Origin of the sequence: Oribacterium sp. Sow4_G1_1 (assembly GCF_052116105.1) — a bacterium.
Classification (GTDB): domain Bacteria; phylum Bacillota; class Clostridia; order Lachnospirales; family Lachnospiraceae; genus Oribacterium.
Map to the genome: position 1 here is coordinate 17,050 of NZ_JBQKLS010000001.1, position 25,434 is coordinate 42,483.

A 25,434-nucleotide genomic window follows, 5' to 3' on the forward strand; every position below is an offset into this window, starting at 1 on the left:
CGGGCTTCATCTCCGGTTTCCTGTGCGTGACGACATTTATAAACGAAGTCATTTTACTATATATTGCGCATTCAGGCAATTTTTACTACATTAATGATGATCACTATAAATAAAGGAAATGATTATGGGAACTTCATCGAAGCGTTTATACTATCTTGATTCTTTAAAATATATTTTTTGTCTGATGATTTTCTGGGCGCATCTGGCGGGGGTGTTCTGGACGCTGTGTGATCCGCGACCGGCGCTGCGGCAGGAGCTCGAGCGGCTGTTTATGTATCCGCTGTCGGTGCTGCTGGATTCGAGCCTCGCGCTGTATGGTTTCTGTATCCTGTCCGGTTATCTCGCGTCGTTCAAACGAACGAGGGCGCAGCATCTGCTGCCGCAGCTGCTGGCGCGCTATCTTCGCTTCGTGGTGCCGTTTTTCTTCATCAATCTCGTCGCGTTTATCCTGTACTATACCGTGGGCTATCCGACGGCGGAGGCAAGTGCACTGCTGCACAACGCCTGGCTCGCGACCTACTACACGCATGCACCGACGATCCCGGAGCTGCTCCGCGCCACCGTCACCCTGGACGGGGATCTGAACGGTCCGCTCTGGATGATGAAGTACATTCTGCTCGGCACCTGCATCATCTACCTGTATAACGCAGTGGAGCAGAAGCTTCCGCTCCGCCTCTTTCAGTTCAGCTGCCTTGCGGTCTTCGTTTACAGCTTTTTCCATCTGCCGGAGCCGAACTTCTTCCATGTGCATCTCGTGTTGATGGGGCTCATCCTCCGAAAGCTGGATGACGCACTGAAGGCGTGGCTTACACAGCACGAAAAAGACGGGCACCCCCTGCTCCGCTTCTTCTTCCTGCTGCTCGTGCTGCTCCCGATCGCCCTGGATGCCGGTGGCCTGCAGCGCGTACTGTATCCGTTTTTCCGTGCACACTGTCCGGCGATCGCCCCAGTGTTTATCTGGAGCGCCTACTGGGTCATGCTGTTCAGCTTCAGCCTCATCGTCGGTGTCATGAACTGCCCGCCGCTCCAACGTGCACTCGAGTGGGCCCCACTGAAGCGTGTCGCGCCGATGAACTTCGCGGTATACCTCGTACACTTCCCGCTCATCGCGAGTCTGTCACTCCATCTCTACCTCCGTCTCGTGAATCGCATCTCCTACTCGAAGGTATTCGTGATCCTCACGGTGGTGAGCTTCGCGGCCCTCTTCCTCACATCCTGGCTCTATGAGCAGAGCATAGGGAAGCTTCAGGATAAAATCGTAAAAAAAATCACCGCGCGCCTCGCAATGTGATAGAACGGTACATCAGATGATGCCGAAAATCAGGATTCATGGTCTGCACTCAGCTGCACGTCCATACATCGGCATCGGATAAGCCACTACATCATGTGCATCCTCATCGATGCACGAAAGGAACATATCATGCAGATCAGTCTATTACTTGCGCTTCAGATTCTGAAGCTGTTTGCCATCATGCTGATGGGCTACGCCATCGTGAAGCTCGGTCTTTTAAAGGCCTCCGACAGTAAAGCGCTGTCGGTCGTGCTCGTCTATCTCATCATGCCCTGTGTCATCATCAACGCCTTCCAGGTGGAGGCGACGCCGGAGGTGCAGAAGGGACTCGCGCTGGCCTGCGTGGCCGCGGTTGCAGTTCATATCCTGTTTCTCGTCATCACGATCCCACTGCGGAAGCTGCTGCACCTGAACGCCATCGAGCAGGCGAGCTGCATCTATCCGAACGCCGGCATCCTCGTCATCCCGCTGGTGCAGGTGCTTCTCGGACAGGAGTACGTCATCTACTGCAGTGCCTTCGTGGCGATCCAGCTCATCCTCCTCTGGAGCCATGGCAAGTTCCTGCTCTGTGAGGAAAAGAAAATCGACTGGAAAAAGGTGCTGCTGAACGTAAACATCCTCTCGATCCTCGTCGGTGTCATCCTCTTCCTTCTGCACATCGAGTTGCCGGGCAGTGTCCAGGATGTCCTCGTGATGATGAACAACATGATCGGTCCGACCGGCATGATCCTCGCCGGCATGGCGATCGCCGAAACGCCACTGAAGCGCATCGTACTGACACGGCACAACTATGTGACCGTCGTGCTGCGCCTCATGGTTTATCCGCTCCTCGCACTGCTTCTTATGAAGCCGTTTCTCGATCTCGCGCAGATACCACATGCCGACGCCATCCTGCTCACCGTCTTCCTGCCATCCATCACGCCGGCCTGTGCCACCATCACCTCAATGGCCCAGCTGTATGACCGCGACGCCGCCTACGCAAGCTCGCTCTACGTCCTCACGACCCTGCTCTCGATCTTCACCATGCCGTGCATGGTCTTCTTATATGAAACACTAAAGTAAAAAAGAGTCTGCCCCACGATCGGTGAACACCGTTCGTGGGGCAGACTGCGTTATTTATACTATTGAATCGGAAATCTGGTTTACTGTGGTTCGCCCTGACCGGCTGCGGCAGCGGATTCTGCTTCCTTCACGGCCTGCTCTTCCGCGGCGCGTGCAGCAGCATCCTGCTGTGCGGTTACAACCGGATCGGTCGGATCGTAGGTCTGCTCTCTCGGGATCGGCTGCTCGATGGCATCCTTCTCGATCGGGCCCTTATCCCACATATCGTTGTAGATGATGACTGGTGTGCCGTTTCCACAGTTGTTGTAGATCCATGCACAGTCGACGGCCTTCAGACGGATGCATCCACCGGAAACCGCGTCGTCCATGTAGTTATAGTTGATGGCGTCGAGCGTGTTGTGATCCGGTGAGCTGTAGAGCAGCGAGTGGAGCAGGTACGGTCCGTTAAAGCGGCTCAGGAACTGGCAGTAGCAGCCCTTATGCATGAAGTGCCATCTGTACTTCGCGTAGATCTTGAAGGAGCCGAGCGGTGTATCCGTACCGACGGTGACCATCAGGGTCTTATACGGGATGGTGAAGTTGCCGCTTTCATCCTTCGTCATGACATAGGCGGTTCTGGTCGCCTTGTTGATGCGGATCGCGTAGCTGGACTGTGCACCCATGACGCCGGAGAGATCCTTCAGTGCGACACCCTTCTCATCGAAGTAGATGTTGTAGCCATCGACGGCATGCCAGCCGGTGACCGCGACACCATCGACGAAGTAGTACTGGTTCGAATCCTCATCGAAGCCCCAGCCGGTATAGGCACGGCCATCACCGGTGATGTAGCGTGCGCCCTCCGAGGTGATGATGACACCCTCGTTGTTTGCATTGTCCAGCGGCTTGGTGGTCTCATATGGGAACTGAACGTCCTTGCGCCAGTACGCGAGCTTGATCGCGCAGATGTAGCGGTTCGAATCACCGACAACACCGACGGCCTGGCCCTCACGTGCCCAGTCGGTGATGGTACCGTCGTTCAGGACGGCTCTGTAGTACAGGGTGCCATACTTATGAGAGTTACCCTTTACACGGAGCTGCATCGCAGATACGACACCCTGGTTCGGTGTGTTTTCCTTCGATGTGGCCCATGGACCCCAGCCGGCAGTAGCGTTATAGGTTCTGTAGTACCAGCGGGCGATGCCGGCGTGCTCCAGAGAGAAGCTGGTGAAGCCGTTCGGTGCATAGGCGAAGGACTCGTTCTGTACGGTGGTTGCCCAGTCGATACGGTTGCCGTTCGCATCCTTGATGAAATAGGTGGCGAGCGGGATCAGGTTGAGTACCGGATCCGCCTGCATGTCACCCGTGCTGTCGACCATCATGTATGGACGGATCGTCTCCACGACCGGATTGATCTTCGGCAGGATCTTATTTCCGGTGCTGGCGGTCATACCGGTGGTTGCAGCAGCCGCATCGGTTGTGGTCTGTGCAGCATCCGGCAGCACCGTGCCCGGTGCGGTGGTACCAGCAGGAACGACGGTGCTTACCGGTGCCTGTGTAGCGGCCGGAGCGGTCGTCGTGCCGCTGGTCTGATTTGAGAAATCCACCGTGGCCGTGGTGCCCGCGTCATGGATCTCGAACTGCGGGGTCAGGTTATCGCCCGGTGTGGCAGCGAGGGTGGTCAGCGGCTGTGCCATCATCATAGCGGCAGCGGCCACGATCGCAAGTGTACGCTTCATACTCATACATTAAATCCTCCAAGATTTAAAATGGTTAAATTTTCTGCCTAAAAGATAACACAAAAGCCGAGCGCTTTCCACCCCGGGTTTACATTTTAAATGCAATATTATAGAATCGTAACGAGTTCGTCAGAATGTCGAAATTTCGTAGGAAATTCGTAATTTTTACATCGGCGAAGCCGCAGAAGCGGCAGGAGAAAAAATCATGAGTGATTCAAAAATCATCAACGTCACGCGTGCCAGTCTGCCGCCGCTTTCCGAGTACGAGGAGCTGCTGCAGCATATCTGGGACACAGCGTGGCTTACCAATATGGGCGAGTACCACGAGACGCTTCGGGCGAAGCTTCAGGACTATCTGAAGGTCGGATCCGTGCAGCTCTTCGTGAACGGACACAGTGCGCTGGAGTTTCTGCTGCAGGCGATGGACCTCCATGGCGAGGTCATCACGACACCGTTTTCCTTCGCCTCCACGACCCATGCAATCGTGCGGAACGGCCTCACGCCGGTCTTCTGTGATATCAACATGCGGGACTATACGATCGATGTCGATCAGCTTGAGTCCCTGATCACCGAGCGCACCAGCGCGATCGTGCCGGTGCATGTCTATGGAAACATCTGCGATGTTCACCGGATTCAGAAGATTGCGGACCGCCATCATCTGAAGGTCATCTATGATGCCGCCCATACCTTCGGCGAGGAGCTGGACGGACAGGGGGTCGGCACCTTCGGTGATGCCTCGATGTTTTCCTTCCATGCGACGAAGGTCTTTAATTCCATCGAGGGTGGCGCCGTCACGACCGGAAAACCGGATCCAGCGCTGATGGAGAAGCTCTACGAGCTGAAAAACTTCGGTATCCTCGGGCAGGAGGAGGTCGCGTCGGTCGGCGGCAACGGAAAGATGAACGAGTTTGCGGCGGCGATGGGCCTCTGCAATCTGCGTCATGTGGACGAGTACATCGCGAAGCGGAAGCTCGTGTTCGAGCGCTACCGCGCGCATCTCGCGGATGTTCCGGGCATCACTTTCCCGGAGATTCCGTCGAACGTAAAATCGAACTATGCCTATATGCCGGTACGCTTCCATGACTATACGTACACGCGGGACGAGATTTTCGACCGTCTGAAGGCGGAAAATATCCGTGCCCGGAAGTACTTCTATCCTTGCATCAATGCCTACAGTTGTTACCAGGATCACTATGATGTGAAGGATACACCACATGCACTGCTGGTGAGCCAGGAGATCCTGACCCTGCCGATGTATCCGGATCTCGCACTCGAGGATGTGGACCGGATCTGCAGCATCATCCTCGGATAGAGAGCCACTGCCGCTGCATGATGATGTGGCCGGATCTCCGACATTGACCTCAGATACATGATCGGAACCACGGCACGCAGGGCTCTGTAGATAGATACCGCGGGGGAGCCTCGCGGTGAGAAAGGTGATCGTATGAATACAACACAGCGTACCGCCCTGGTCACGGCGATCGGCTCCTTCAGTGCCGATACGGTGATCCGGACACTGCGTCAGGAGGGCTGGCGCATCATCGGCACGGATATATATGAAGCAGACTGGGTGGCGGCCTCCCTCATGGTGGACGCCTTTTATCAGGCACCGTATGCGAGTGAGGAGGAGAAGTACATCGACTTTATCCGGGACATCTGCACCCGGGAGCAGGTCAGCCGTATCCTGCCGCTCATCGATGTGGAGGTCGATGCATTGAATCGGCATCGTGCGGAGATCGAGACCGGGGACTGCCGGATCTGTATGTCGCCGGAGAAGAGCATCCGTATCCTGCGTGATAAATTCGAGATGAAGACGCTCGTGGACGGGGTGCTCGACGAGAGCCCGGAGGAGATTCGGACAGCGGTTCGGACGATTCCGACCGAGCGTGCCTCGGAGATCGATTTCGAGACGGTCAGCTATCCGATCATCCTGAAGCCGGTCGATGGCCGCAGCTCCAGTGGGCTCTACCGCATCTACCAGGAGGATCAGCTCGGCTTCGCGTTTTCGAGTATTATGGACCCGACGAAGCTTGAGGATACCAGCCTCGAGCACTATCTCGTGCAACCGATGATTAAAGGACATGTCATCACCGTGGATGTGATTCGTGATGCCGCCGGTCACTGTACCGCCGTTCCGCGTGAGGAGCTGCTGCGTACACCGAACGGCGCAGGTCTTTCGGTACGCGTGTTTGAGGATCCGGTACTGGAGGCAACCTGCCGCGCGATCGCAGCGCGGGCGGAGATTCTCGGCTGTGTGAACTTCGAGTTCATCCGGGGCGAGGGCTCCGGCATCTACTATTTCATCGAGTGTAACCCGCGTTTCGCGGGTGGTGTCGCTTTCACGGAGCTCGCGGAGGTACCGGCGGTGCACATGCATCTCGCGATTTTCGACGGTGGTGAAATCAGTGGAGAAGAGAAACCGGTGACGGGCTTCATGACCAGAAAATATCAGGAATTCAGGATGTGATCTCCATCGCCCACAGTCAGGGCGTGGCTTGCCAGTGATGGCAGAAGTGTTTAACGTATGAATGATGTACTACTTATCATCCCGGCGTACAACGAAGCCGGGAACCTCCCGCGGGTCATCGAGAACATCGAGACGCAGGACTTTCCGATGGATTATCTGATCGTATCGGATGGCTCGACCGATGGCACGATCGCACTCTGCGAGGAGAAGCACTATAACTATGTCGCACTGCCGACAAACCTCGGCCTCGCGGGCTGCTTTCAGACCGGAATGCAGTACGCGGCACGTCGTGGCTACCGCTATGCGGTACAGTTTGACGGCGATGGTCAGCACCGTGCCGAGGACATCCGCGCACTCTACGAGAAGATGCAGGAGGGGGACTACGATATCGTCCTCGGCTCCCGTTTTCTCGACCAGAAGAAGGGCGGCAGCATGCGGGAGATCGGTTCCCGCCTGATCACCGGCGCGATCCGGCTCACGACCGGTGTCCATGTGACGGACCCGACCTGCGGACTCCGGATGTACAGCCGCCGGATGATCTCCTGCTTTGCCTACCGTATGAACTACGGCCCGGAGCCGGATACGATTTCCTATCTCATGAAAAATGGTGCGCGCATCACGGAGGCACCGATCCAAATCAACGCTCGTCTGTCTGGTGAATCCTACCTGCGTCCGCTCACCGCAGCCCGCTACATGGCGCGCATGCTGGTGTCGATCCTGCTGGTGCAGGGCGCACGAAAAAGAGAAAGCTATGAATAACGAAAACAATCAGAAAAAGGATTTTCTGTGGAACGCCGTCGGCAGTCTTCTCTACGCGCTGGCCTCCATCGTGCTCGCCTTTGCCGTCATCCGGATCGCCGGGGACGACGAGGGCGGTATTTTTGGTTTCGGCTTCTCCACCCTGGGGCAGCAGATGTTTATCGTCGCCTACTTCGGCATCCGCCCGTTTCATATCACGGACCGGACACCGGAATACAGTTTCGGTGATTACCTCGGCACCCGCCGCCTGACCTCACTGCTCGCGGTCCTCGGAAGTCTCCTCTTTCTCGGCGTCCAGCTCGGCACAGGACAGTACAGCCTGCATAAGGCGCTCATCCTCCTGCTGCTCGCCCTGTATAAGATCATCGACGGCTATGCAGATGTCTATGAGTCGGAGCTGCAGCGCCAGAACCTGCTGTACCGCAGCGGCCAGTCGCTCGCCTTCCGTACGAGCCTCTCGGTCGTGACCCTGCTCGGCAGCCTCCTCCTGAGTGGCAGTCTGCTTACGAGCGTCCTGCTCGCCGATCTCATGCAGCTCTTCGGCACCTGGGCCTTCGCGATCCGCGTGCTGCGTGCCTGCCAGAAGGGACAGCTCGATACACAGTTCTCCTGGACGCATGCCGGAACACTTCTCCGCAGCACGAGCCTCCTGTTTTTCGGCGTATTCCTCGACTTCTACATCTTCTCCGCGTCGAAGTACGCGATCGATCGTCAGATGTCGAACGCAGATTCCGGCTTTTTTAACATCCTGTTTATGCCCACCTCCTTCATCTATCTGCTGGCGAACTTTCTGATCCGGCCAATGCTTACACGTCTGGCAGATCAGTTTACGGCGCGGGATACGGAGGGCTTCTGCGCCTCCGTCCGGGTCATGGTGCGGGCGGTCATGTTTCTCAGCCTCGGCATCCTCGCGGCGACACTGCTTCTCGGCCGCTGGGGCCTCGGCATCTTCGAGCTCATCCTCGGAGCGAGTGCGACCGGTCGTCTCGTGCCGGCCTTCCCGTCCTTCCTGCTGATCATTCTCGGCGGCGCGCTTTATGCGATGGCCAATGTGATGTACTATATTCTCGTGACGGTGCGCGAGCAGCGCCGGATCTTCCTGTGCTATCTCCTCACGACGGTACTCGCCTTCGTGAGCGCCGACCGCATGGTGGCGGCCCGGGGCATGCTCGGCGGTGCCATCAGCTATGTACTGCTGATGGGCGGGCTGCTGGTGCTGTTCAGCCTCTTCGTCTCCGTCACACTTCGGAGGATGAAAAATATTTAATGAAATGAGGAAACGACATGTACAGTGTGGATGTCATCATCCCGAGCTATAAGCCGGATCAGAAGCTTCGGAAGCTGCTGGAGCTGCTTCTCCGGCAGAGCTACCCGATACAGAACATCATCATCATCAATACCGAAAAATCACTCCTCGATCCGGCGCTGATTCCGGAGGATGCACGCATCTCGGTGACGCATATCCGGAAGGATCAGTTCGATCACGGCGCGAGCCGGAACCTCGGCGTGTCGAAGTCGGATGCAGAGCTTTTTCTCATGATGACCGAGGACGCAGTACCGAAGGATACCACCCTCGTCGAGAGGCTGGTGCGTGTCTTCGAGACGGACCCGTATAAGGACGCGGCACCGGTGCCTGCATCTGCGGATGACACGGCGCTTTTGGGAGAAACAGACACTGCGGACGGGTATGCCGATGGAGACATTGGACACGGAAAGGCAGCCCGCGGCCCGATCGGTGCGGTCTATGGCCGGCAGCTCGCGACGCAGGAGAGCTCCTATGACGAGCAGTATGCGCGGCAGTTCAACTACCCGGCGCAGTCCTTCGTGAAGACGCAGCAGGACATCGCGCGGCTGGGTATCAAGACCTACTTCGAGTCAAACGTCTGCTGCATGTACCGCCGCGACATCTTCGACCGGCTCGGCGGCTTCATCGATCATACGATTTTTAACGAGGATATGATCTACTGCGGGAAGCTGCTGCAGGCGGGCTACGCGAGTGCATACGAGGCCTCGGCGGAGGTTTACCATGCGCATCACTACAGCGGCTGCCAGCAGTTCCACCGGAACTTCGACCTCGGCGTGTCGCAGGCGGATCACCCGGAGATCTTCGCGGGGCTTCGCTCGGAAGGCGAGGGCGTGAAGCTGGTGCTCGGCAATGCAAAGGACCTCCTCCGTCATGGCCGCCTCTTCACCGTACCGAACCTCGTCTGGAAATCAGGCTGCAAGTACCTCGGCTTCCGCATGGGCCGCAACTACCGGAAGCTGTCTCGCCGGATGGTGCTCCGCTGCACGATGAACCCGCGCTACTGGGCGTATGCAGGCAGATGCATCGAGGAAAACGGCGATCACAGCGGCGACCGAAAGAACAGATAAAGTGAAAACCTGCCGTGACCGTGCCTTCGTGCGTCGGCGTTCGGCATAGTATGAAAGGAAGAAACGCGATGATGACCCCCCTCTTCCGCGTGGTACTGGTCGTAGTCTCGATCGGCACACTCGCGACGGTTCTCAAACGAATACAGAAGGCGAAGCTTACGATCGAGGACTCCATTTTCTGGATCCTCCTCGCGATGATGTTTGTCGTCTTCGCCCTGTTCCCGGTCGTGCCGGATACCCTGGCACGTCTGCTTGGCATCTACTCCACGGCAAACTTCCTCTTCCTCTTCATGATCTTCATCCTGCTGATGCGGATGTTCTCGATGAGCATGCGGATCAGCACCTTGGAGGATAAGATTCGGAAGCTCGTGCAGGAGCTCGCCCTCCGCGACAAGGATGCGCGGGATGAACGGACGGAAGCGTCGGCAGAGGGGTGCGGATGTGATCGCGCAACGCGAGCTCAGGATACAGCATCCTCGTCGAGCAGACATGCAGAAACGTGTATGGAGGAGAAAAACGCATGAAGACCACCGGACGAAGCCTCTACTGGGATATCTTCAAGGGCCTCGCCATCATCATGATCGTCTTCGGTCATACCGGACATGGCGGTGCCTTCGTGTACCTTTTCCATCTCGAGCTGTTCTTCTTCGTGACCGGCTTCCTGTATAACGAGATGAAGTACGGTGACCAGCCCTTCACCTTCCTGCAGAAGCGCATCGAGGGTGCCTGGCCACGCTATACGGTCTACAGCATTTTCCTCGCGCTCACGCATAACTACATGGTGAAGCACGGCCTGATGGCTCCGGGGACGGATGTGCACTACGCACTTCCCGAGATGCTGACCTCCCTTTTTCACGGGATGATCTTCCAGTCCCCCGAGCTTCTCGCCGGACCGATGTGGTTCGTGCCGGTATGGATCCTCGGCGCGGCGCTCTTCGGCGGCGTGGTGTGGCTGGCGCGGTGCATTGGACGCATGAAGGATGGAATCATCGTGCTCTGTGCACTTCTCGGCATGGGCATCGGCTACTACTTCATCGGGCAGGGCATCCGCCTGTTCTATGGCTTCGAGCTTTCGTTCTTCGTACTGCCGCTCTTCGCCGAGGGCTACTTCCTCCGGAAGTATGCCGGTGACTTCGCGACGAAGATCCGCGGACCGCTCGCCCTCGGACTGCTCGTCGTGAGCTTCATCGCACTGAAGCTCTTCGTGAAAAGCGGCATCTGGTTCGACCTCTCTGCCCGCAGTGTGCACGGGGCTTGGTTCTTCGTCGGCACCGCCATCGGCACCGTCTTCACCCTGATGCTGACGCTGCTGATCGAGAAGCTGCCACCAAAAATCGGCGAAGCCCTCGCCTACATCGGTCGCCACAGCTTCGACGTCATGGCCTTTCACATCTTCGTCTTCAAGATGCTCGACATGTTTCTCCGAAAGCTGTACTTCCGAAACCCGGCGATGGACCTGAGCGGCTACCCGTCACCACTGTCCGAGCACTACTGGATGCTCTACACCCTAGTGCCCCTCGCCGTCTCCGTCCTCGCCGGATGGATCCTCGACCGCATCGGCGCACGCTGGAAAAATACCCGATAAGAAAGCTCAGTTGATCTAGATTCAAAACGCAGGCTGCCCCACGAACGGTGAAAACCGATCGTGGGGCAGCCTGTCGTTATTTACGATAACCAGGTCATCTGGCAACATGGGCAATGCTGATTTCTGGAATTTCATCCGTCTGTCAACACCAGCGTGGCTTTTTAGTCAAATTGCCCCGGCGCAGAGTAACAGTCCAGCCAGGTAAATTAGACAAAGATTGATGGTACTATCCAATAACTGGTTGATTTTGAAATCGTGGATATTTTCAACATCGTTTATCATTTTTGTGCACAGAGCTAAAATATCCATAATTTTGAAATAAGGCACTTATTGGATACTTTTCCGCGAAATCAGACATACGCATATAAGCGTACTATCCATTTTCCCTCGGTTTTTCAAATAATGGATATATATTTTGAGCTTCATAGAAGCATTTCTTTAAGCAGATATCCAATATAACTTCTTTTTTTAAATACTGGATACTCGAGCCCGGATTCCACTTATGAAATAAGGCTTTTCGTATCCAGTATTTTTGAAATCGCCTAAGAGTGGATACTTTACAATCGATTTCGATTATTGCAGCCAAAAAACATATCCAGTAATTTCAAAATCAAAACATATTGGATAGAGATGTAACATAGCAGTATGGGGCGAATGAGGACCAGCCTCAAACTTCTGGAGAGAAGCAAGGGGGGGCGGCAAATATCCGTAATGGCAAAAGAATCCCTGTATTCGTGTTTCTTCTATGCTATAATGATATGACTTTTAGCAGGAGCGTCATGAAAACGTCACACCCTCCGGTGTGTTGTCCACATCTGTTTTCATGACGCTTGTAACAGTTCAGGTAGTGGGGGGGGAGACCTGAACTGTAACTGCCGTTTTCTGATCCTGTCCATCATCTGAATCGAGGTATCTGTCTATGCCGACATCTGAAACCACACACAACACGAGCCGTACCCTGGTCGTGATTCCGAACTACAACGGTCTTCGCTTCCTGCCGGACTGCATGGAGGCGCTGTCCCGCCAGACGGTGAGGGATTTTACGACCCTGGTGATCGACAATGCTTCCGGCGGAGAGGATATCACCTGGCTCCGCACGTGGCAGGCGGAGGATCCAACACGACGGAAGCTGCTTCTGAACGACGCGAACCTCGGTTTCTCCGGTGCGGTCAACCAGGGCATCCGACAGGCGCTCGAGGAGCACTACGAATTCACGCTGCTGCTCAACAACGATACGAAGGTCCGCCCAGACTTCATCGAGGCCCTCGAGAAGCGCATGGATCAGGATCCGAAGGGTCGTGTCTTCGCCCTCTCCAGTAAGATGGTGAAGATGCATGATCCGCACGAGATCGATGACGCCGGCGATGCCTATACCCTCCTCGGCTGGCAGTTCCAGCATGGCCTCGGCGAGTGTGCCGAGAAGCCGGTCTGGAACCGGGAAGCCGTCGTATTCTCGGCCTGCGCCGGTGCGGCGATGTACCGCACCGCACTCTTCCGTACGGTCGGTCTCTTCGACGAGCATCACTTCGCCTACCTCGAGGATATCGATGTCTCCTACCGCGCACAGCTCTATGGCTACCGCATCCTCTACTGCCCTACGGCCGTGGTGGAGCATGTCGGCTCCGGCACGAGCGGCTCGAAGTATAACGCGTTCAAGGTACGCCTCAGCGCACGGAACTCCGTGTATCTTCTCTATAAGAACATGCCGCCGCTCATGCTCCTCGTGAACGCCCTCCCGCTTCTCCTCGGTTTCCTCGTGAAGCAGCTCTTTTTCCTCCGAAAAGGCTTCGGAAAGGAGTATGCCGCAGGGCTCCTCGAGGGGATCCGCACCCGAAAGCAGCTTGAAAAGGCCAAATCAAAAGAGGTACCGCTTCTGCGATACCTCTCGATCGAGTGTTCTCTTATCTATCAGACGCTGGCGTACGTCCTGCAGCTAGGCCGTAAATATACTGCAGGGGCTCGCGGTTAAAGAGGAGCGACAGCAGCAGATAGACGATCACGCCGACCAGCATCTGAACAAGCAGCATCGGGAGCATCCCGAGCGGCAGTCGATGCAGGAGGTAGACCACGACGCCCATCACGGCGGAGATCCATGCACTCGGCAGGACATCGGCCCACTGACGGAGCGGTCCGTAGCCGATCAGCGCACGATTCGGCCAGGCGTTGATGAAGGTGCAGAGATACTCATCCACCACCTTAAACAGGAGCATCGGCCAGATGCCGAGCGGTAAACTAAGCACCAGGATCACGATCCCGAGTGCTTTTTTTATGATCTCGAGCTTCAGGAAGAGATCCGAGCGTCCCATCGCGTTCATGACCTGCAGGTTGATGATGTGGATCGGATAGGTCGCATAGCTCACCGCGAGCAGTACGAGGTACGGGGCAGCCACCAGCCACTTCTCCGTGAGAAGCAGGGTCACCAGCGGCTCCGCTACCGCCGCGAGGCCTGCCATCATCGGAAAAAGCACGAAGGCGCTGAGTCGGATCGAACGGCGTGCCATGCGCTGCAGCGTGTCCGGGTCGTCCTGCTTCTTACTGTAGGCCGGCAGGAGCACGGACTGGATGGCGGTCGCGAGGTTCGTCGAGATGATCTTCGGGAACTGCTCCCCGCGGTTATATGCCCCGAGATCAGCGCTCGTATATTTCCGGCCGATGATGAGGCCGTAGATGTTCTGCCAGAGGGTATCGAGAAGACCGGATACGAGGATCTTCCAGCCGAAGGTGAAGAGCTTCCGGAGACGTTCTGTCCGGATCAGGATGCGCGGATACCAGCGGATCGTCACAAACAGCACCAGCATCAGTGCGAAGTAGTAGACGATCTGCTGCGCTGCCATCGCCCAGACACCGAAGCCCCGCATCGCAAGTGCGATCGAGACGACGCCGGAGATCACGACGGCGACCATCGTCGACTGGAAGAGCTGACGGAAGCGCAGGTTCCGGGAGACGAAGGCGGTCTGAATCGAGACCACGGCCCCCGGGAAGAGCACGAAGCCCATCACCCGGACGAGGGCCTCGAGGACCGGTGTACGGAAGTAGGCGGCGATCCACGGTGCACCGAGGAAGAGGGCGATGTACAGCACGACCGACAGCAGCATCGAGATCCAGAAGACGGAGGAGTAATCCTCGTCCTCGACCTCCTTTCCCTGCACGAGGGCGGTCGCGAAGCCGGACTGCACGAGGGTGTTCGCGATGGTGATGAAGATGGTGATCAGGCTGATCGTACCGTACTCCTCCGGCGTCATGAGACGCGCGAGCACGAGGGCGACGATGAACTGGATGCCTTGGGAGCCGCCCTGCTCGAGCACCTTCCAGAAGAGCCCCTGCACCACCTTTGATTTCAGTGAATTCTCTGTCATAAAATACCGAATGCTGCCCATTCCGCGCAGTACTGTGCGGGACGGGCAGCCCTTTCTATGTTTATACGCTTCCCTTTTCTTCAATCTGCTTCGGAGCCCCGCTCTTCAGACGGCGGAGTCCATGATACAGTTTCGGGAAGCGATGCTCGAAGTCGATGAAGAAGCGATCATGTCGGCTCAGCTCCTGCAGGAAGTCCGCATTTTCCGGCCGATAGATCACGTCGAAGTTTCGTGTGTTGACGGCGGTCAGGAATTCCACACGTCGACCCGCGTGTTCACAGGCTTCGTGGAAGCGTCCACCGGTTTCCACATCGAAGCGGTGATACATTTTCCACATATCGGCAGCATATTTCCGCTGCTTCTCCACATAGTCCCCGTTCATCTGGTTTTCCGTCCAGGAGCCGCGGATGCCGAAGCGGTACACACTCATCGGCTCATCGAAGTAGTAGCTGTCCCCGTAATCCGCCGCCATCAGCTCGAGCGGGCGGTCGCCGACCGGGCAGTCCACATAGTAATCCGGCAGTTTTTCGACGATTTCACGTCGCAGGAGGAAGCTCGCGAAGGGACTGCCGGTGGCCTTATCCACCAGCTCCGCCGGTTTAACCACACGGGAAGTGTGATACGGACGCATGAGCTCACCGTTCACGAGGGCACCATCCTCCGTGACCACCTTCGCCGAGTGGAAGGTAAAGCCACATTCCGGATGCGCCTCCATATAGTCCACCTGACGCTGCAGCTTATAATCGTCGCACCAGTAGTCATCGCCGTCCGTCAGCGCGACATACTTTCCGACCGCGCGCGGGAAATTAAAGGCACCCGAGATGTTCGTGATGCCCTGGCTGTACTGATTCTCCACCCGAAGAATCGGCTTGATGATGTCCGGATAGCGTTTCTGATAGGCCCGGATCACGTCCTGCGCCCCATCCGTCGAGGCGTCGTCATGGATGAGGATCTCGATGCGGAACTTCCGGCGCTGCCGGAGGATGTGATCTAAGCAGGTACCGATATACTTTCCATGGTTGTAGGTCACGACACACACCGAGACCATGATGTCATTTACTGGATAAAGAGACATTCGCCCACCGTCCTGTGAAATAAATTATAGGTAAAGCCATAGCGGAGGATCGTACGGATCTTCCCGAGCCGGCTCCGCTTCGGGATCGCGGTGAACTCGTCGAGCAGCCGCTTCTGCTTCGCCGAGAGCTCTGCATCGAAGCAGCTCCGGAAGCTCTCCGCCTGGAGAAACATCTCCCGGTACACGCGCTGCGAGTGTGCATCCATCTCCGCCTTCGTTTTTCCATCTTTCCGGCCGAGGCCGAAGCGTCCGAGGATCTCCATGATGCGGGAGCCCTTCCCGGCGCCGAGGACATTATCCCCGTGCTGTCGGTAGAGATAGAGCGACGCCGGTACGAAATCGATGTGTCCGAAAGCACTCGCCACGAGCGCGATCCACTGATCATGCATGACGCAGTGCGCCGGAATCTCCGTGATGCGCTCTGCCAGAGCACGGTTCATCATGAGGGCACCGCCGACGACGTTGTTCTGCACGAGCAGCTGCTGGAGCTGACAGCGGGACGGCGTCATCTTCTGGTAGGCCACGAAGCTCGGGGCGATCTCCCGGAGTTCCCGGTCGACGATACGTGAGTCGCAGTGCACCAGGATGGAAGCATTGGCCTCCCCGGCGGCCCGGCAGGCCGCTTCATCCGCCTGCATACGTGCGAGCGTCTTCTCGACCTTGTCCGGGAGCCACACATCGTCCTGGTCGGACAGCATGATATAGTCGGCACGAACGCGTGTCCCGTCCGCCGATCGCTGCTCCGGTGCCGGCGCTGCATCATTTATGTCGCGCTGCACAGGATCTGCATCGACCGTCGTGGTCTCTGTGCTGCCCGGCACATCGTAGGCCCGCTCCACGAGAAGCTTCAGGAAGTGCCGCTCTGCGCTGCCGGTCGGCGGATCCTGCCGGAGGATCGTGATGCGCCCCGGATACGCTGCTGCCATCGCCTCGACGATGCCAAGCGTCTCATCCGTGGAGCCGTCATCCGACACCACCACATGCAGGTCCTGCACCGTCTGATCGAGGATCGACTGAAGCTGCGCGCGGACGTACGCCGCACCGTTATATGTACATAAAAGGACCGTGACCATCCTGTCTTTTCTCTCCTTCTGTTTCTCGTTTCATCGCTGTACGTGGTCAATGTCTACGACGGAGCATCCTCGCTCGCCGCCACGTATGTCATATACGCATATCTCTCCGCCTCACTTCAGCCGAACAGCTCCTGCAGGAAGCCGTCGAGCCGGTAGCGATCATAGACTTCTGCCGGCAGCGGCCGATACGGGGTGTCCAGGAAATCCGCCGGGATCTCGAAGTGATCCGGGTCATAGACATAGATGTTCTGTGGATCATAGAAATCCGCATCCTTCACATGCGGGTTGTTCGTGAGGAGCTTGCAGTGGCAGCCCATGGCGTCGTAGGTCCGCATGCTGAAGCCGTTCTGCTGCGGGAAGGTATAGTCCACGATGCAGCGGGTGTGCGGATAGAGCGCATAGGTCTCCGCCTGCGGAAGCGGCTGGAAATGCAGTGCATCCCGGGCGCCCTCGTAGAGCGGATTATGCCGGAGCAGCGTCTCCCGGATGTACTGGAGCCGCGGCACATAGATGTAGCTGTAGAGTGTTTTCTGCTGCTTCTCCGCGAGCGCCTTCAGCTTCCGGAGCACCTCCATCCGACGCGTATGCATCGAACAGATGAGGAGGAAGTCGTAGCGCTTCTCCTCCGACGGATGGCAGATTTCCTCCTCGAAGAAGGTCGGCCGGTAGATCCAGCTGTACTGCGCAGCGTCCACCGGATCGAAGGTATAGATCTTCGTGAAGAAGCGGTTGATGCGGAGCTGATCCGGGAAGGTCGCGACACTGTCCCAGTGGTAGATTCGGAAATCCGCCGACGCGAAGCGCGCCTGCAGCGCATGCAGGACCTCATCGGTCATCCAGGTACCCTTGATGATCATGACCTCGTCGAGGGTATCCGGCACATCCCGGAGCGCGTGCTCATAGTAGCGGTACACCAGCTGGTCGCGGAGTGCCTTCGTATAGAACATGACGAGCTTCTTTCCGAGTCCGTAGGCATGGATGTTCGTATCCACGAGCCAGACCTCTGCACCGGCCCGCTCGAGATGCGCCCGGATCGCGTCCTCATAGTGATAGAAGAACGGCATGATCAGGAGTATCTTTTTATTTTTCAATCTGTTCATGATAGTACCTGTCTGAGATATACTGGCGTACCTGCGGGCACAGGAAGGTCGCGAGGTTCATCGCATGGTAGAGGGCCATGTAGGCTTCCTTTCCCTTCACACGGGCAGCGCCGGCAAACGGGGTCTTCTTCAGGTATTTATCGTAGGCACGCGTATAGTGGTTGAGGTTTCCACGGTTCCACGGACGCTCATCCGAAGCGAAGTGCACGATGACCGGATGATGCTTCGCAAGATGGAAGCTCTCCTTCGACTCACCGCGGGCGAAGGAGGCTGACTTCGCACAGAGCGTCTCATAGCGGAAGTAGTAGTAATTCGTGATGAAGTCATAGGTCTGGCCGACACGCCGGATCCGTCCCTTCAGCACATGATTCAGGACATCCTGATCATTGAACGGCAGCTGACCGCCCATCTGATTATAGTAGGCGAAGCAGTTCGCCTCCATATCCTCGAGCCGCCATGCGGACAGATTCATGAGCAGCATACCGGCATTAAAGTAGGTATCCTCCTCCGTGAGGCCGATCTTCTCCTTCACCTCCAGATAGATGGTCGGCTCCGCCGCCATCGCCGCCATGTTCTCCTCGAGGCGCAGACGATAGAGCGGTGCGATCGAACGCAGCACCACGGTATCACAGTCGAGGTACAGCACCTTCGTCACCATCCGCGGCAGAATCGAGCCCATCAGAAGACGCGCGAGCGTCGTGATGCGGAAGCGCCCCGTATCGAGACCATAGATCTGGCCCCGGAGCTCCTCCATCAGATGCTCGATCGGATAGAATACGATCTTCTTTCCATAGCCACGGACCATGGCACGAAGCTGATCCTCCTTCTCCATCGAGATCCCGTCGGACAGGATGTGAAAGGTCAGCTGCTCACTTTTATTATGTTCAATCAGAGACACGATGGACACCGCCATATGCTGGCAGTAGCCCTCGTCAGATGCATACACGATATTCATAGTCGTCGCCTTTCTGCGCCAGACAGCGCATCATTGCATAATTCACACTATTATAACGTAATTTCAGCTAATAAAGAAGAGGCTGTCGCTCTGCGACAGCCTCTTCCAGCATGTTTATTTATGAATTTCCGAAGAGATCCCGCGGATTCTGTCCGGCCTTCTTCTGCTCGACACGCTTCTTTCCGGCCGCCTCTGCTTCCTCCGGGAAGAACATGCGGTTCACCGCACTGAAGAGACCACGGATCGAAGAACGTGTGATGTTGGAGCTTAAGCCGACACCATAGCTGGTCTTTCCGGTATTCACATCCAGCAGGTGGATGTAGGAAACCGCCTTTACATTCGAGCCGGAGCCCAGCGCATGCTCCTGGTAATCGAGGACCTTGATGTTGATCTTCAGCTCCTCGGCGAGTCCGGCGATCACCGCATCGATCGGGCCGTTACCAACACCATCGAAGTGCTGCATACTGCCGTGATTTAGATAGGTCACATGTGCCATCGTGGTATAGGTATCGTCGCCGTTCTCGGTATCGGTGGTACGGATGTTCTTGAAGTGAATCGGCTCCTTGGTCTCGACGTACTCTGCCTGGAAGATATCGTAGATTTCCTGTGGTGACACCTCGCCCTCCTGCTCCGACAGCGCCTGGATATAATCCGCGAACTCACGCTGCATGCCCTTCGGCAGCTTGTAGCCGAACTGCGCATCCATGACGAAGGCGACACCGCCCTTGCCAGACTGGCTGTTGATACGGACGATCGGCTCGTACTTTCGACCGATGTCGGCCGGGTCGATCGGCAGGTACGGAACCTCCCAGATCGTGCTCTGGCGCTCGTGCATCGCCTGCACGCCCTTGTTGATGGCATCCTGGTGCGAACCGGAGAACGCGGTAAATACCAGGGCACCGGCATACGGCTGTCTCGGTGGAATCGTCATCTTCGTGCAGCGCTCATAGACTTCCTTGATGCTGTTGATATCCTCGAGCGCAAGCTTCGGATCCACGCCCTGCGAGAACATGTTATAGGCGAGCGTCAGGATGTCAACATTGCCCGTACGCTCTCCGTTTCCGAAGAGGGTACCCTCGACACGATCCGCGCCGGCGAGCAGCGCAAGCTCCGTGGATGCGACGCCCTCACCACGATCGTTGTGTGGATGCACGGAGAGGATCACATGCTCACGGTACTTGAGGTGCTTCGACATATACTCGATCTGATCGGCATAGACATTCGGCGTATTCATCTCCACCGTGGACGGCAGGTTGATGATGACCTCGCGGCCCTCACCGCACTCCCAGGCGTCGAGCACGGCATTACAGATCTCCGCCGCATAATCCATCTCGGTGCCGGTGAAGGACTCCGGCGAATACTCGAGGCGGATGTGGCCCGGGAAGCCGGCGGCATACTTCTTTACGAGCTGGGTACCGGTCAGGGCGATGTCAATGATTTCTTCCTTACTCTTATGGAAGACCACGTCTCTCTGAAGGACGGAAGTAGAGTTATAGATGTGGACGATAGCCTGTTTGAGACCGGCGAGGCAGTCGAAGGTACGCTCGAGCTGCTCGGCACGGCACTGCACCAGCACCTGTACCGTCACATCGTCCGGGATCATCTTCCGCTCGATCAGCTGACGCAGGAAGTCATACTCGATCTGGGACGCTGCAGGGAAGCCCACCTCGATTTCCTTGAAGCCCAGCTTTACAAGCATCTGGAAAAATTCGATCTTCTCCTCTACGCTCATCGGATCTACCAGCGCCTGGTTACCATCACGTAGATCGACGGAGCACCAGATCGGTGCCTCCGTGATTTCCTTATCCATCCAGGTTCTTTCCGGATATCTGAACGCTGGAAAACGTCTGTAACGCTTGTAATTTAACATAGCTGCCGCTTCCTTTCCTTGAAAGTCTTCTCTATTATGTCTTACTCTATCACATATGCCGTACAGTTATATGTTTGTACATCTGTATAATTTCTTATTATAGCATTACTGAACCGTGAGGACCAGCCCCTCTTTGTTCATAACTGCGATAACCTGATCGACATAACGCTCACACTTCTCCTCGGTGTCTGCCTCCACCATGACACGTACGAGTGGCTCGGTACCGGATGCACGAAGAAGGATACGACCGTCGTTTCCGAGGGCCTCGGTCACCTCCTGTACTGCCTTCTGCACCGCCGGGTTGTTCTGTGCACTCTCCTTATCGAGGACGCGCACGTTCTTCAGCACCTGCGGGAAGACAACAAACGGAGCCGCCAGCTGCTTCAGAGACTGCTTCTTCGCAAGCATCGTCTCCATCACCTTGATGGAGGTCAGGATACCATCACCGGTCGTCGCATGACGCAGGAAGATGATGTGTCCGGACTGCTCTCCACCGAGGGAGAAGCCGTTCTGTGACATGTTTTCATAGACGAAACGGTCGCCGACCTTCGTCTTTTCATACCGGATGCCGACCTCATCGAGCGCCTTATAAAGTCCGAAGTTCGACATAACGGTGGTCACGATCGTGTTATCCTGCAGCTGTCCCTGCTCCTTCATGTAGCAGCCACAGACATACATGATCTGGTCGCCGTTGACGACACGACCATCCTCATCGACGGCGAGGCAGCGATCCGCATCACCGTCGTAAGCGAAGCCGACATCACAGCCCTGCTCCACGACATACTTCTGAAGCGACTCGATGTGGGTCGATCCGCACTTGTCGTTGATGTTGGTGCCGTTCGGCTCGTTGTGGATGACATGGGTATCGGCGCCGAGTGCGTCGAAGACGGACTTCGCAACCGAGGAAGCGGAGCCGTTCGAGCAGTCGAGGGCGACCTTCTTTCCCTTGAAGCTGCGGGTAGCCAGTGAGATGAGGTAACCGATGTAGCGGTTCCGTCCGGCCGCGAAGTCGATGGTGCGTCCGATATCCGCACGGGTCGCGAGCGGCACCTCCGGGGTTACGCCGTCGAGGTAATCCTCGATCTTCTTTATGACATCATCGCCGAGCTTCTCGCCGTTTCCGTTGATGACCTTGATGCCGTTATCATAGTACGGATTATGGGAGGCGGAGATCATCACACCACAGTCGAAGTCCTCCGAGCGGGCCACATAAGCGACGGACGGGGTCGTCGTCACATGCAGAAGGTAGGCATCTGCACCGGTCGCAGTGATCCCTGCGGCGATCGCATATTCAAACATATAGCTGGAACGTCGCGTATCCTTACCGATAACGATGCGGCAGTGCTCGCCGTTTTTTCTCTGCTGTCCATAGTACCATCCGAGGAACTTGCCTACACGGAAGGCACTGTCGGCCGTCAGATTGACATTGGCCTCACCACGGTAACCATCGGTTCCAAAATATTTTCCCATTGTTTTCTCCTTTATGCTTCGCTGCTCTTCAGCGCCTCGAGATACCGTCCGACCGCATCCTGCCAGGTCGGGAGCGGTGTGAATCCGGCCTCACGAAGCTTCGACTTATCGAGGCGGGAGTTAAACGGACGGGCCGCCACGCTCGCGCCGTACTCAGCACTGGTCACCGGCACGACCTTCGTGGTATAGCCGGCCTGACGGTAGATTTCCTTCGTGAAATCATACCAGCTGATATAGCCGCCCTCGTTGGTTGCGTGGTAGTAGCCGTATTTCTCGGTCTCCAGCATGTCCACAAGCAGTCTCGAAAGATCCAGTGTATAGGTCGGTGTACCGATCTGATCATTTACCACGCGTACGGTATCGTGGGTCTTTCCGACGTTCAGCATGGTCTTGATGAAGTTCTTTCCGTTGAGGCCGAAGACCCAGGCGATGCGGACGATGAAATACTTCTCGAGGGTCCGCGCGACGGCCTGCTCACCGCCGAGCTTCGTCTCACCATAGTAGTTGAGCGGCGCATAATCCTTACAGTCCGGCTGCCACGGGGTCTCGCCCTGACCGTCGAAGACGTAGTCGGTGGAGATATAGATCATCTTCGCATCCACGAGCTTCGCGGCATCGGCGATGTTCTGCACGCCGTCAACATTGATCGCCTTTACCTTCGGACGGTTCGCCTCATCCTCTGCGGCGTCAACCGCGGTCCAGGCCGCACAGTGCACGATCACATCCGGATGAAGCTCGCGAATGATGGAGGAAACCTGGGCACGATTCGTGATATCCATCTGCACATACGGCATACGGGTCACCGCCGAATCATCCATCACACCGCTGTACACCGGCTGGATGTCCGTGCCGACACCCTCGTAGCCGCGTTTCGCGAGTTCGTTCATCACATCGTGACCGAGCTGACCATTGACACCTGTTACAAATACGTTCATAAAAAACCTCTTTCGTATGCCATCCACCGCCTGCAGGCTGCCCTGACAGACCGTATCCCACGCCATGATGGCGCTATGGCATCTTCGTGTTTTAGTTTCAGCCTTTAAAAAAGCAAATCCCTCACATATACATGCGAGGGATGAATCGGCTATTTACTGAAGACCCTTACCCTGTACATACATCTTCTCGAAGTAGCTCTGGTACTCGCCGGAAACGATGTGCTCCCACCACTCCTTGTTGTTGAGATACCAGTCGATCGTGACAGGGATACCGGTATCGAAGGTGTACTCCGGCTGCCAGCCGAGCTCGGTCTCGATCTTCGTCGGGTCCATCGCATAGCGGAGATCGTGGCCCGGTCTGTCCTTTACATACTCGATGAGCGACTCCGGCTTGCCGAGCGCCTTCAGGATGGTCTTCACGACCTCGAGGTTCGTGCGCTCATTGTGTCCGCCGATGTTGTAGACCTCACCTGGCTTACCCTTCCGGACGATCAGGTCGATGGCCTTGCAGTGATCGGTTACATAGAGCCAGTCACGTACGTTTGCGCCGTTGCCATATACAGGGATCTTCTCATCATTGAGCGCTCTGGAGATGACAAGCGGGATCAGCTTCTCCGGGAAGTGATACGGACCGTAGTTGTTCGAGCAGCGTGAGATCGTCACCGGGATACCGAAGGTTCTGTGGTACGCCATGACGAAGAGATCTGCACTTGCCTTCGATGCAGAGTACGGGGAAGATGCCTTGATCTTGTTGTCCTCGGTGAAGAAGAGGTCCGGACGATCCAGTGGCAGGTCGCCATATACCTCATCGGTGGAAACCTGATGGTAACGCTGGATGCCGTACTTCTTGCAGGCGTCGAGCAGGGTTACGGTACCGCCGACATTCGTCTGAAGGAAGATGTCCGGGTTCGTCACGGAACGGTCTACGTGAGACTCCGCAGCGAAGTTGATGATGACATCCGGCTTCTCCTCCTCGAAGAGCTTGAAGATGAACTCGCGGTCAGCGATGTCACCCTTGACGAACTTGTAGTTCGGCTTGCCCTCAAGCGGTGCGAGGGTCTCGAGGTTACCTGCATAGGTCAGGGCATCGAGACAGATCCACATATCCTCTGGATAGGTGTTGACTGCGAAGTGCATGAAGTTGCCGCCGATAAAGCCGGCGCCACCGGTTACGATATATTTCATAGTACATTCCTTTCCTGGATCAACGGCTGCCCGGGCGTTTCGCACCGGATACGGCCGTTATGATCATCGCTGATTTCAGAGCCTCATTCAGCTATGATTACTTACCGAGCTCGTTCTGCTCTGTGATCTTATCGACATACTTGCCGTCGAGCACGTCCTTCAGGTACTTGCCGTACTCGTTCTTCTTATACATCTCGTAGGCTTCCTCGACCTTATCGCGGCCGATCCAGCCGTTGAGATACGCGATCTCCTCGAGGCAGGCGATCTTCCGGTGCTCGTGGGTCTCGATGGTGCGGACGAAGTTCGTCGCATCGACGAGGGACTCGTGGGTTCCGGTGTCGAGCCAGGTGAAGCCCTGTCCGAGCAGTGTCACATCCAGCTCGCCATTCTCAAGGTAGATGCGGTTCAGGTCGGTGATCTCGAGCTCGCCACGTGCGGATGGCTTCAGGTTCTTCGCGTACTCTACGACACGGTTATCATAGAAGTAGAGACCCGTTACACAGTAGTTGGACTTCGGGTGCTCCGGCTTCTCCTCGATGGAGATGGCCTTTCCGTTCTCGTCGAAGGCGACGATACCGAAACGCTCCGGATCATCGACATAGTAGCCGAAGACGGTCGCGCCGGATTCCTTCGCTGCGGCCTGGCGGAGTGCCTTCTTGAAGCCGTGGCCGGAGAAGATGTTGTCTCCGAGGATCATCGCGACGGAATCGTCACCGATGAAGTCTGCGCCCAGGATAAAGGCCTGTGCGAGTCCATCCGGGGATGGCTGTACCTTATACTGTAGGTTGATGCCGAACTGGCTGCCGTCGCCGAGCAGGTCCTCGAAACGCGGGGTGTCGTTCGGTGTCGAAATAAGCAGGATGTCGCGGATGCCGGCGTTCATAAGGACGCTGAGCGGATAGTAGATCATCGGCTTATCATAAATCGGAAGTAACTGCTTGGAGGTTACTTTGGTCAGCGGATATAATCTCGTACCGGATCCACCGGCAAGAATAATTCCCTTCATAATGTCTCCTTTAGATGGGCGGGGACTGCGGAAATGGGCGCAGAAGCCCCGTATCTTCACATACTTATGTGGATTTTAGCACAATCATATCTCATATACAAATTTAAACTTCTTTAAAATCCGCTTAAGATATACATTTTCGAGAGCACCTGAGGCC

Annotated in this window: 21 protein-coding genes; 10 read left to right on the forward strand and 11 right to left on the reverse strand. The window is 56.4% G+C overall.

Features of this window, described 5'->3' with window-relative positions; translation table 11 throughout:
• The first annotated feature begins 124 nt into the window (after window positions 1-124).
• On the forward strand, window positions 125-1,291 hold the full coding sequence (locus ACTQ52_RS00075) for an acyltransferase family protein (protein WP_441981420.1): 1,167 nt from the start codon (window positions 125-127) through the stop codon (window positions 1,289-1,291).
• A 129-nt stretch (window positions 1,292-1,420) separates the two neighbouring features.
• On the forward strand, window positions 1,421-2,353 hold the full coding sequence (locus ACTQ52_RS00080; RefSeq protein WP_441981421.1) for an AEC family transporter: 933 nt from the start codon (window positions 1,421-1,423) through the stop codon (window positions 2,351-2,353).
• Between the two features lie 80 nt (window positions 2,354-2,433).
• On the opposite strand, the gene ACTQ52_RS00085 is transcribed toward ACTQ52_RS00080, so the two are convergent.
• Window positions 2,434-4,074, reverse strand: a complete 1,641-nt coding sequence (locus ACTQ52_RS00085) for a L,D-transpeptidase family protein (RefSeq protein WP_441981422.1) — start codon at window positions 4,072-4,074, stop codon at window positions 2,434-2,436.
• Between the two features lie 199 nt (window positions 4,075-4,273).
• On the opposite strand from ACTQ52_RS00085, the gene ACTQ52_RS00090 reads away from it, so the two are divergent.
• The 8 genes from ACTQ52_RS00090 to ACTQ52_RS00125 all read left to right on the forward strand — a co-directional run bounded on the left by ACTQ52_RS00090 (window position 4,274) and on the right by ACTQ52_RS00125 (window position 13,221).
• Entirely contained in the window at window positions 4,274-5,380 is a 1,107-nt protein-coding gene (locus ACTQ52_RS00090) for a DegT/DnrJ/EryC1/StrS family aminotransferase (protein WP_441226499.1), read from the forward strand.
• Window positions 5,381-5,512: 132 nt separating this feature from the next.
• On the forward strand, window positions 5,513-6,535 hold the full coding sequence (locus tag ACTQ52_RS00095) for an ATP-grasp domain-containing protein (RefSeq protein WP_410042878.1): 1,023 nt from the start codon (window positions 5,513-5,515) through the stop codon (window positions 6,533-6,535).
• A 57-nt stretch (window positions 6,536-6,592) separates the two neighbouring features.
• Window positions 6,593-7,294, forward strand: a complete 702-nt coding sequence (locus tag ACTQ52_RS00100) for a glycosyltransferase family 2 protein (protein WP_410042877.1) — start codon at window positions 6,593-6,595, stop codon at window positions 7,292-7,294.
• Entirely contained in the window at window positions 7,287-8,561 is a 1,275-nt protein-coding gene (locus tag ACTQ52_RS00105) for a lipopolysaccharide biosynthesis protein (protein ID WP_441981423.1), read from the forward strand. The genes ACTQ52_RS00100 and ACTQ52_RS00105 overlap by 8 nt, the downstream gene beginning before the upstream one ends.
• A gap of 17 nt (window positions 8,562-8,578) precedes the next feature.
• Window positions 8,579-9,667: a glycosyltransferase family 2 protein gene (locus ACTQ52_RS00110; RefSeq protein WP_410042875.1), complete on the forward strand. Its 1,089-nt coding sequence runs from the start codon at window positions 8,579-8,581 to the stop codon at window positions 9,665-9,667.
• A 68-nt stretch (window positions 9,668-9,735) separates the two neighbouring features.
• A complete protein-coding gene (locus tag ACTQ52_RS00115) occupies window positions 9,736-10,191 on the forward strand; it encodes a DUF2304 domain-containing protein (RefSeq protein ID WP_441226502.1) in 456 nt (151 codons plus the stop codon).
• Window positions 10,188-11,252, forward strand: coding sequence for an acyltransferase family protein (locus ACTQ52_RS00120; protein WP_441226503.1), 1,065 nt, complete (start codon window positions 10,188-10,190; stop codon window positions 11,250-11,252). The genes ACTQ52_RS00115 and ACTQ52_RS00120 overlap by 4 nt, the downstream gene beginning before the upstream one ends.
• A gap of 919 nt (window positions 11,253-12,171) precedes the next feature.
• On the forward strand, window positions 12,172-13,221 hold the full coding sequence (locus tag ACTQ52_RS00125; RefSeq protein WP_441226504.1) for a glycosyltransferase family 2 protein: 1,050 nt from the start codon (window positions 12,172-12,174) through the stop codon (window positions 13,219-13,221).
• Here the strand turns inward: ACTQ52_RS00125 and ACTQ52_RS00130 are convergent.
• From ACTQ52_RS00130 to rfbA, 10 genes are all read right to left on the reverse strand, one after another.
• Window positions 13,154-14,608: a lipopolysaccharide biosynthesis protein gene (locus tag ACTQ52_RS00130; protein WP_441981424.1), complete on the reverse strand. Its 1,455-nt coding sequence runs from the start codon at window positions 14,606-14,608 to the stop codon at window positions 13,154-13,156. The genes ACTQ52_RS00125 and ACTQ52_RS00130 overlap by 68 nt on opposite strands.
• A 61-nt stretch (window positions 14,609-14,669) precedes the next feature.
• Window positions 14,670-15,683, reverse strand: coding sequence for a glycosyltransferase (locus ACTQ52_RS00135; RefSeq protein ID WP_441981425.1), 1,014 nt, complete (start codon window positions 15,681-15,683; stop codon window positions 14,670-14,672).
• Entirely contained in the window at window positions 15,665-16,756 is a 1,092-nt protein-coding gene (locus ACTQ52_RS00140; RefSeq protein ID WP_441981426.1) for a glycosyltransferase family 2 protein, read from the reverse strand. The genes ACTQ52_RS00135 and ACTQ52_RS00140 overlap by 19 nt, the downstream gene beginning before the upstream one ends.
• A gap of 116 nt (window positions 16,757-16,872) precedes the next feature.
• Window positions 16,873-17,856 (reverse strand): hypothetical protein, encoded by a 984-nt coding sequence (locus ACTQ52_RS00145; RefSeq protein WP_441981427.1) that lies wholly within the window; start codon window positions 17,854-17,856, stop codon window positions 16,873-16,875.
• Entirely contained in the window at window positions 17,837-18,811 is a 975-nt protein-coding gene (locus ACTQ52_RS00150; RefSeq protein ID WP_441981428.1) for a glycosyltransferase family 8 protein, read from the reverse strand. Before ACTQ52_RS00150 ends, ACTQ52_RS00145 begins: the two co-directional genes overlap by 20 nt.
• A gap of 118 nt (window positions 18,812-18,929) precedes the next feature.
• A complete protein-coding gene (leuA, locus tag ACTQ52_RS00155; RefSeq protein WP_441226508.1) occupies window positions 18,930-20,681 on the reverse strand; it encodes a 2-isopropylmalate synthase in 1,752 nt (583 codons plus the stop codon).
• Window positions 20,682-20,786: 105 nt separating this feature from the next.
• Window positions 20,787-22,151: a phosphoglucosamine mutase gene (gene glmM / locus ACTQ52_RS00160; protein WP_441981429.1), complete on the reverse strand. Its 1,365-nt coding sequence runs from the start codon at window positions 22,149-22,151 to the stop codon at window positions 20,787-20,789.
• An 11-nt stretch (window positions 22,152-22,162) separates the two neighbouring features.
• A complete protein-coding gene (rfbD, locus tag ACTQ52_RS00165) occupies window positions 22,163-23,086 on the reverse strand; it encodes a dTDP-4-dehydrorhamnose reductase (RefSeq protein ID WP_410042864.1) in 924 nt (307 codons plus the stop codon).
• Window positions 23,087-23,239: 153 nt separating this feature from the next.
• Window positions 23,240-24,271 carry a dTDP-glucose 4,6-dehydratase gene (gene rfbB, locus ACTQ52_RS00170; protein ID WP_410042863.1) on the reverse strand — a complete coding sequence of 344 codons (1,032 nt, stop codon included), beginning with the start codon at window positions 24,269-24,271 and terminating at the stop codon, window positions 23,240-23,242.
• Between the two features lie 97 nt (window positions 24,272-24,368).
• On the reverse strand, window positions 24,369-25,277 hold the full coding sequence (gene rfbA, locus ACTQ52_RS00175; RefSeq protein WP_441226511.1) for a glucose-1-phosphate thymidylyltransferase RfbA: 909 nt from the start codon (window positions 25,275-25,277) through the stop codon (window positions 24,369-24,371).
• Window positions 25,278-25,434: the final 157 nt, after the last annotated feature.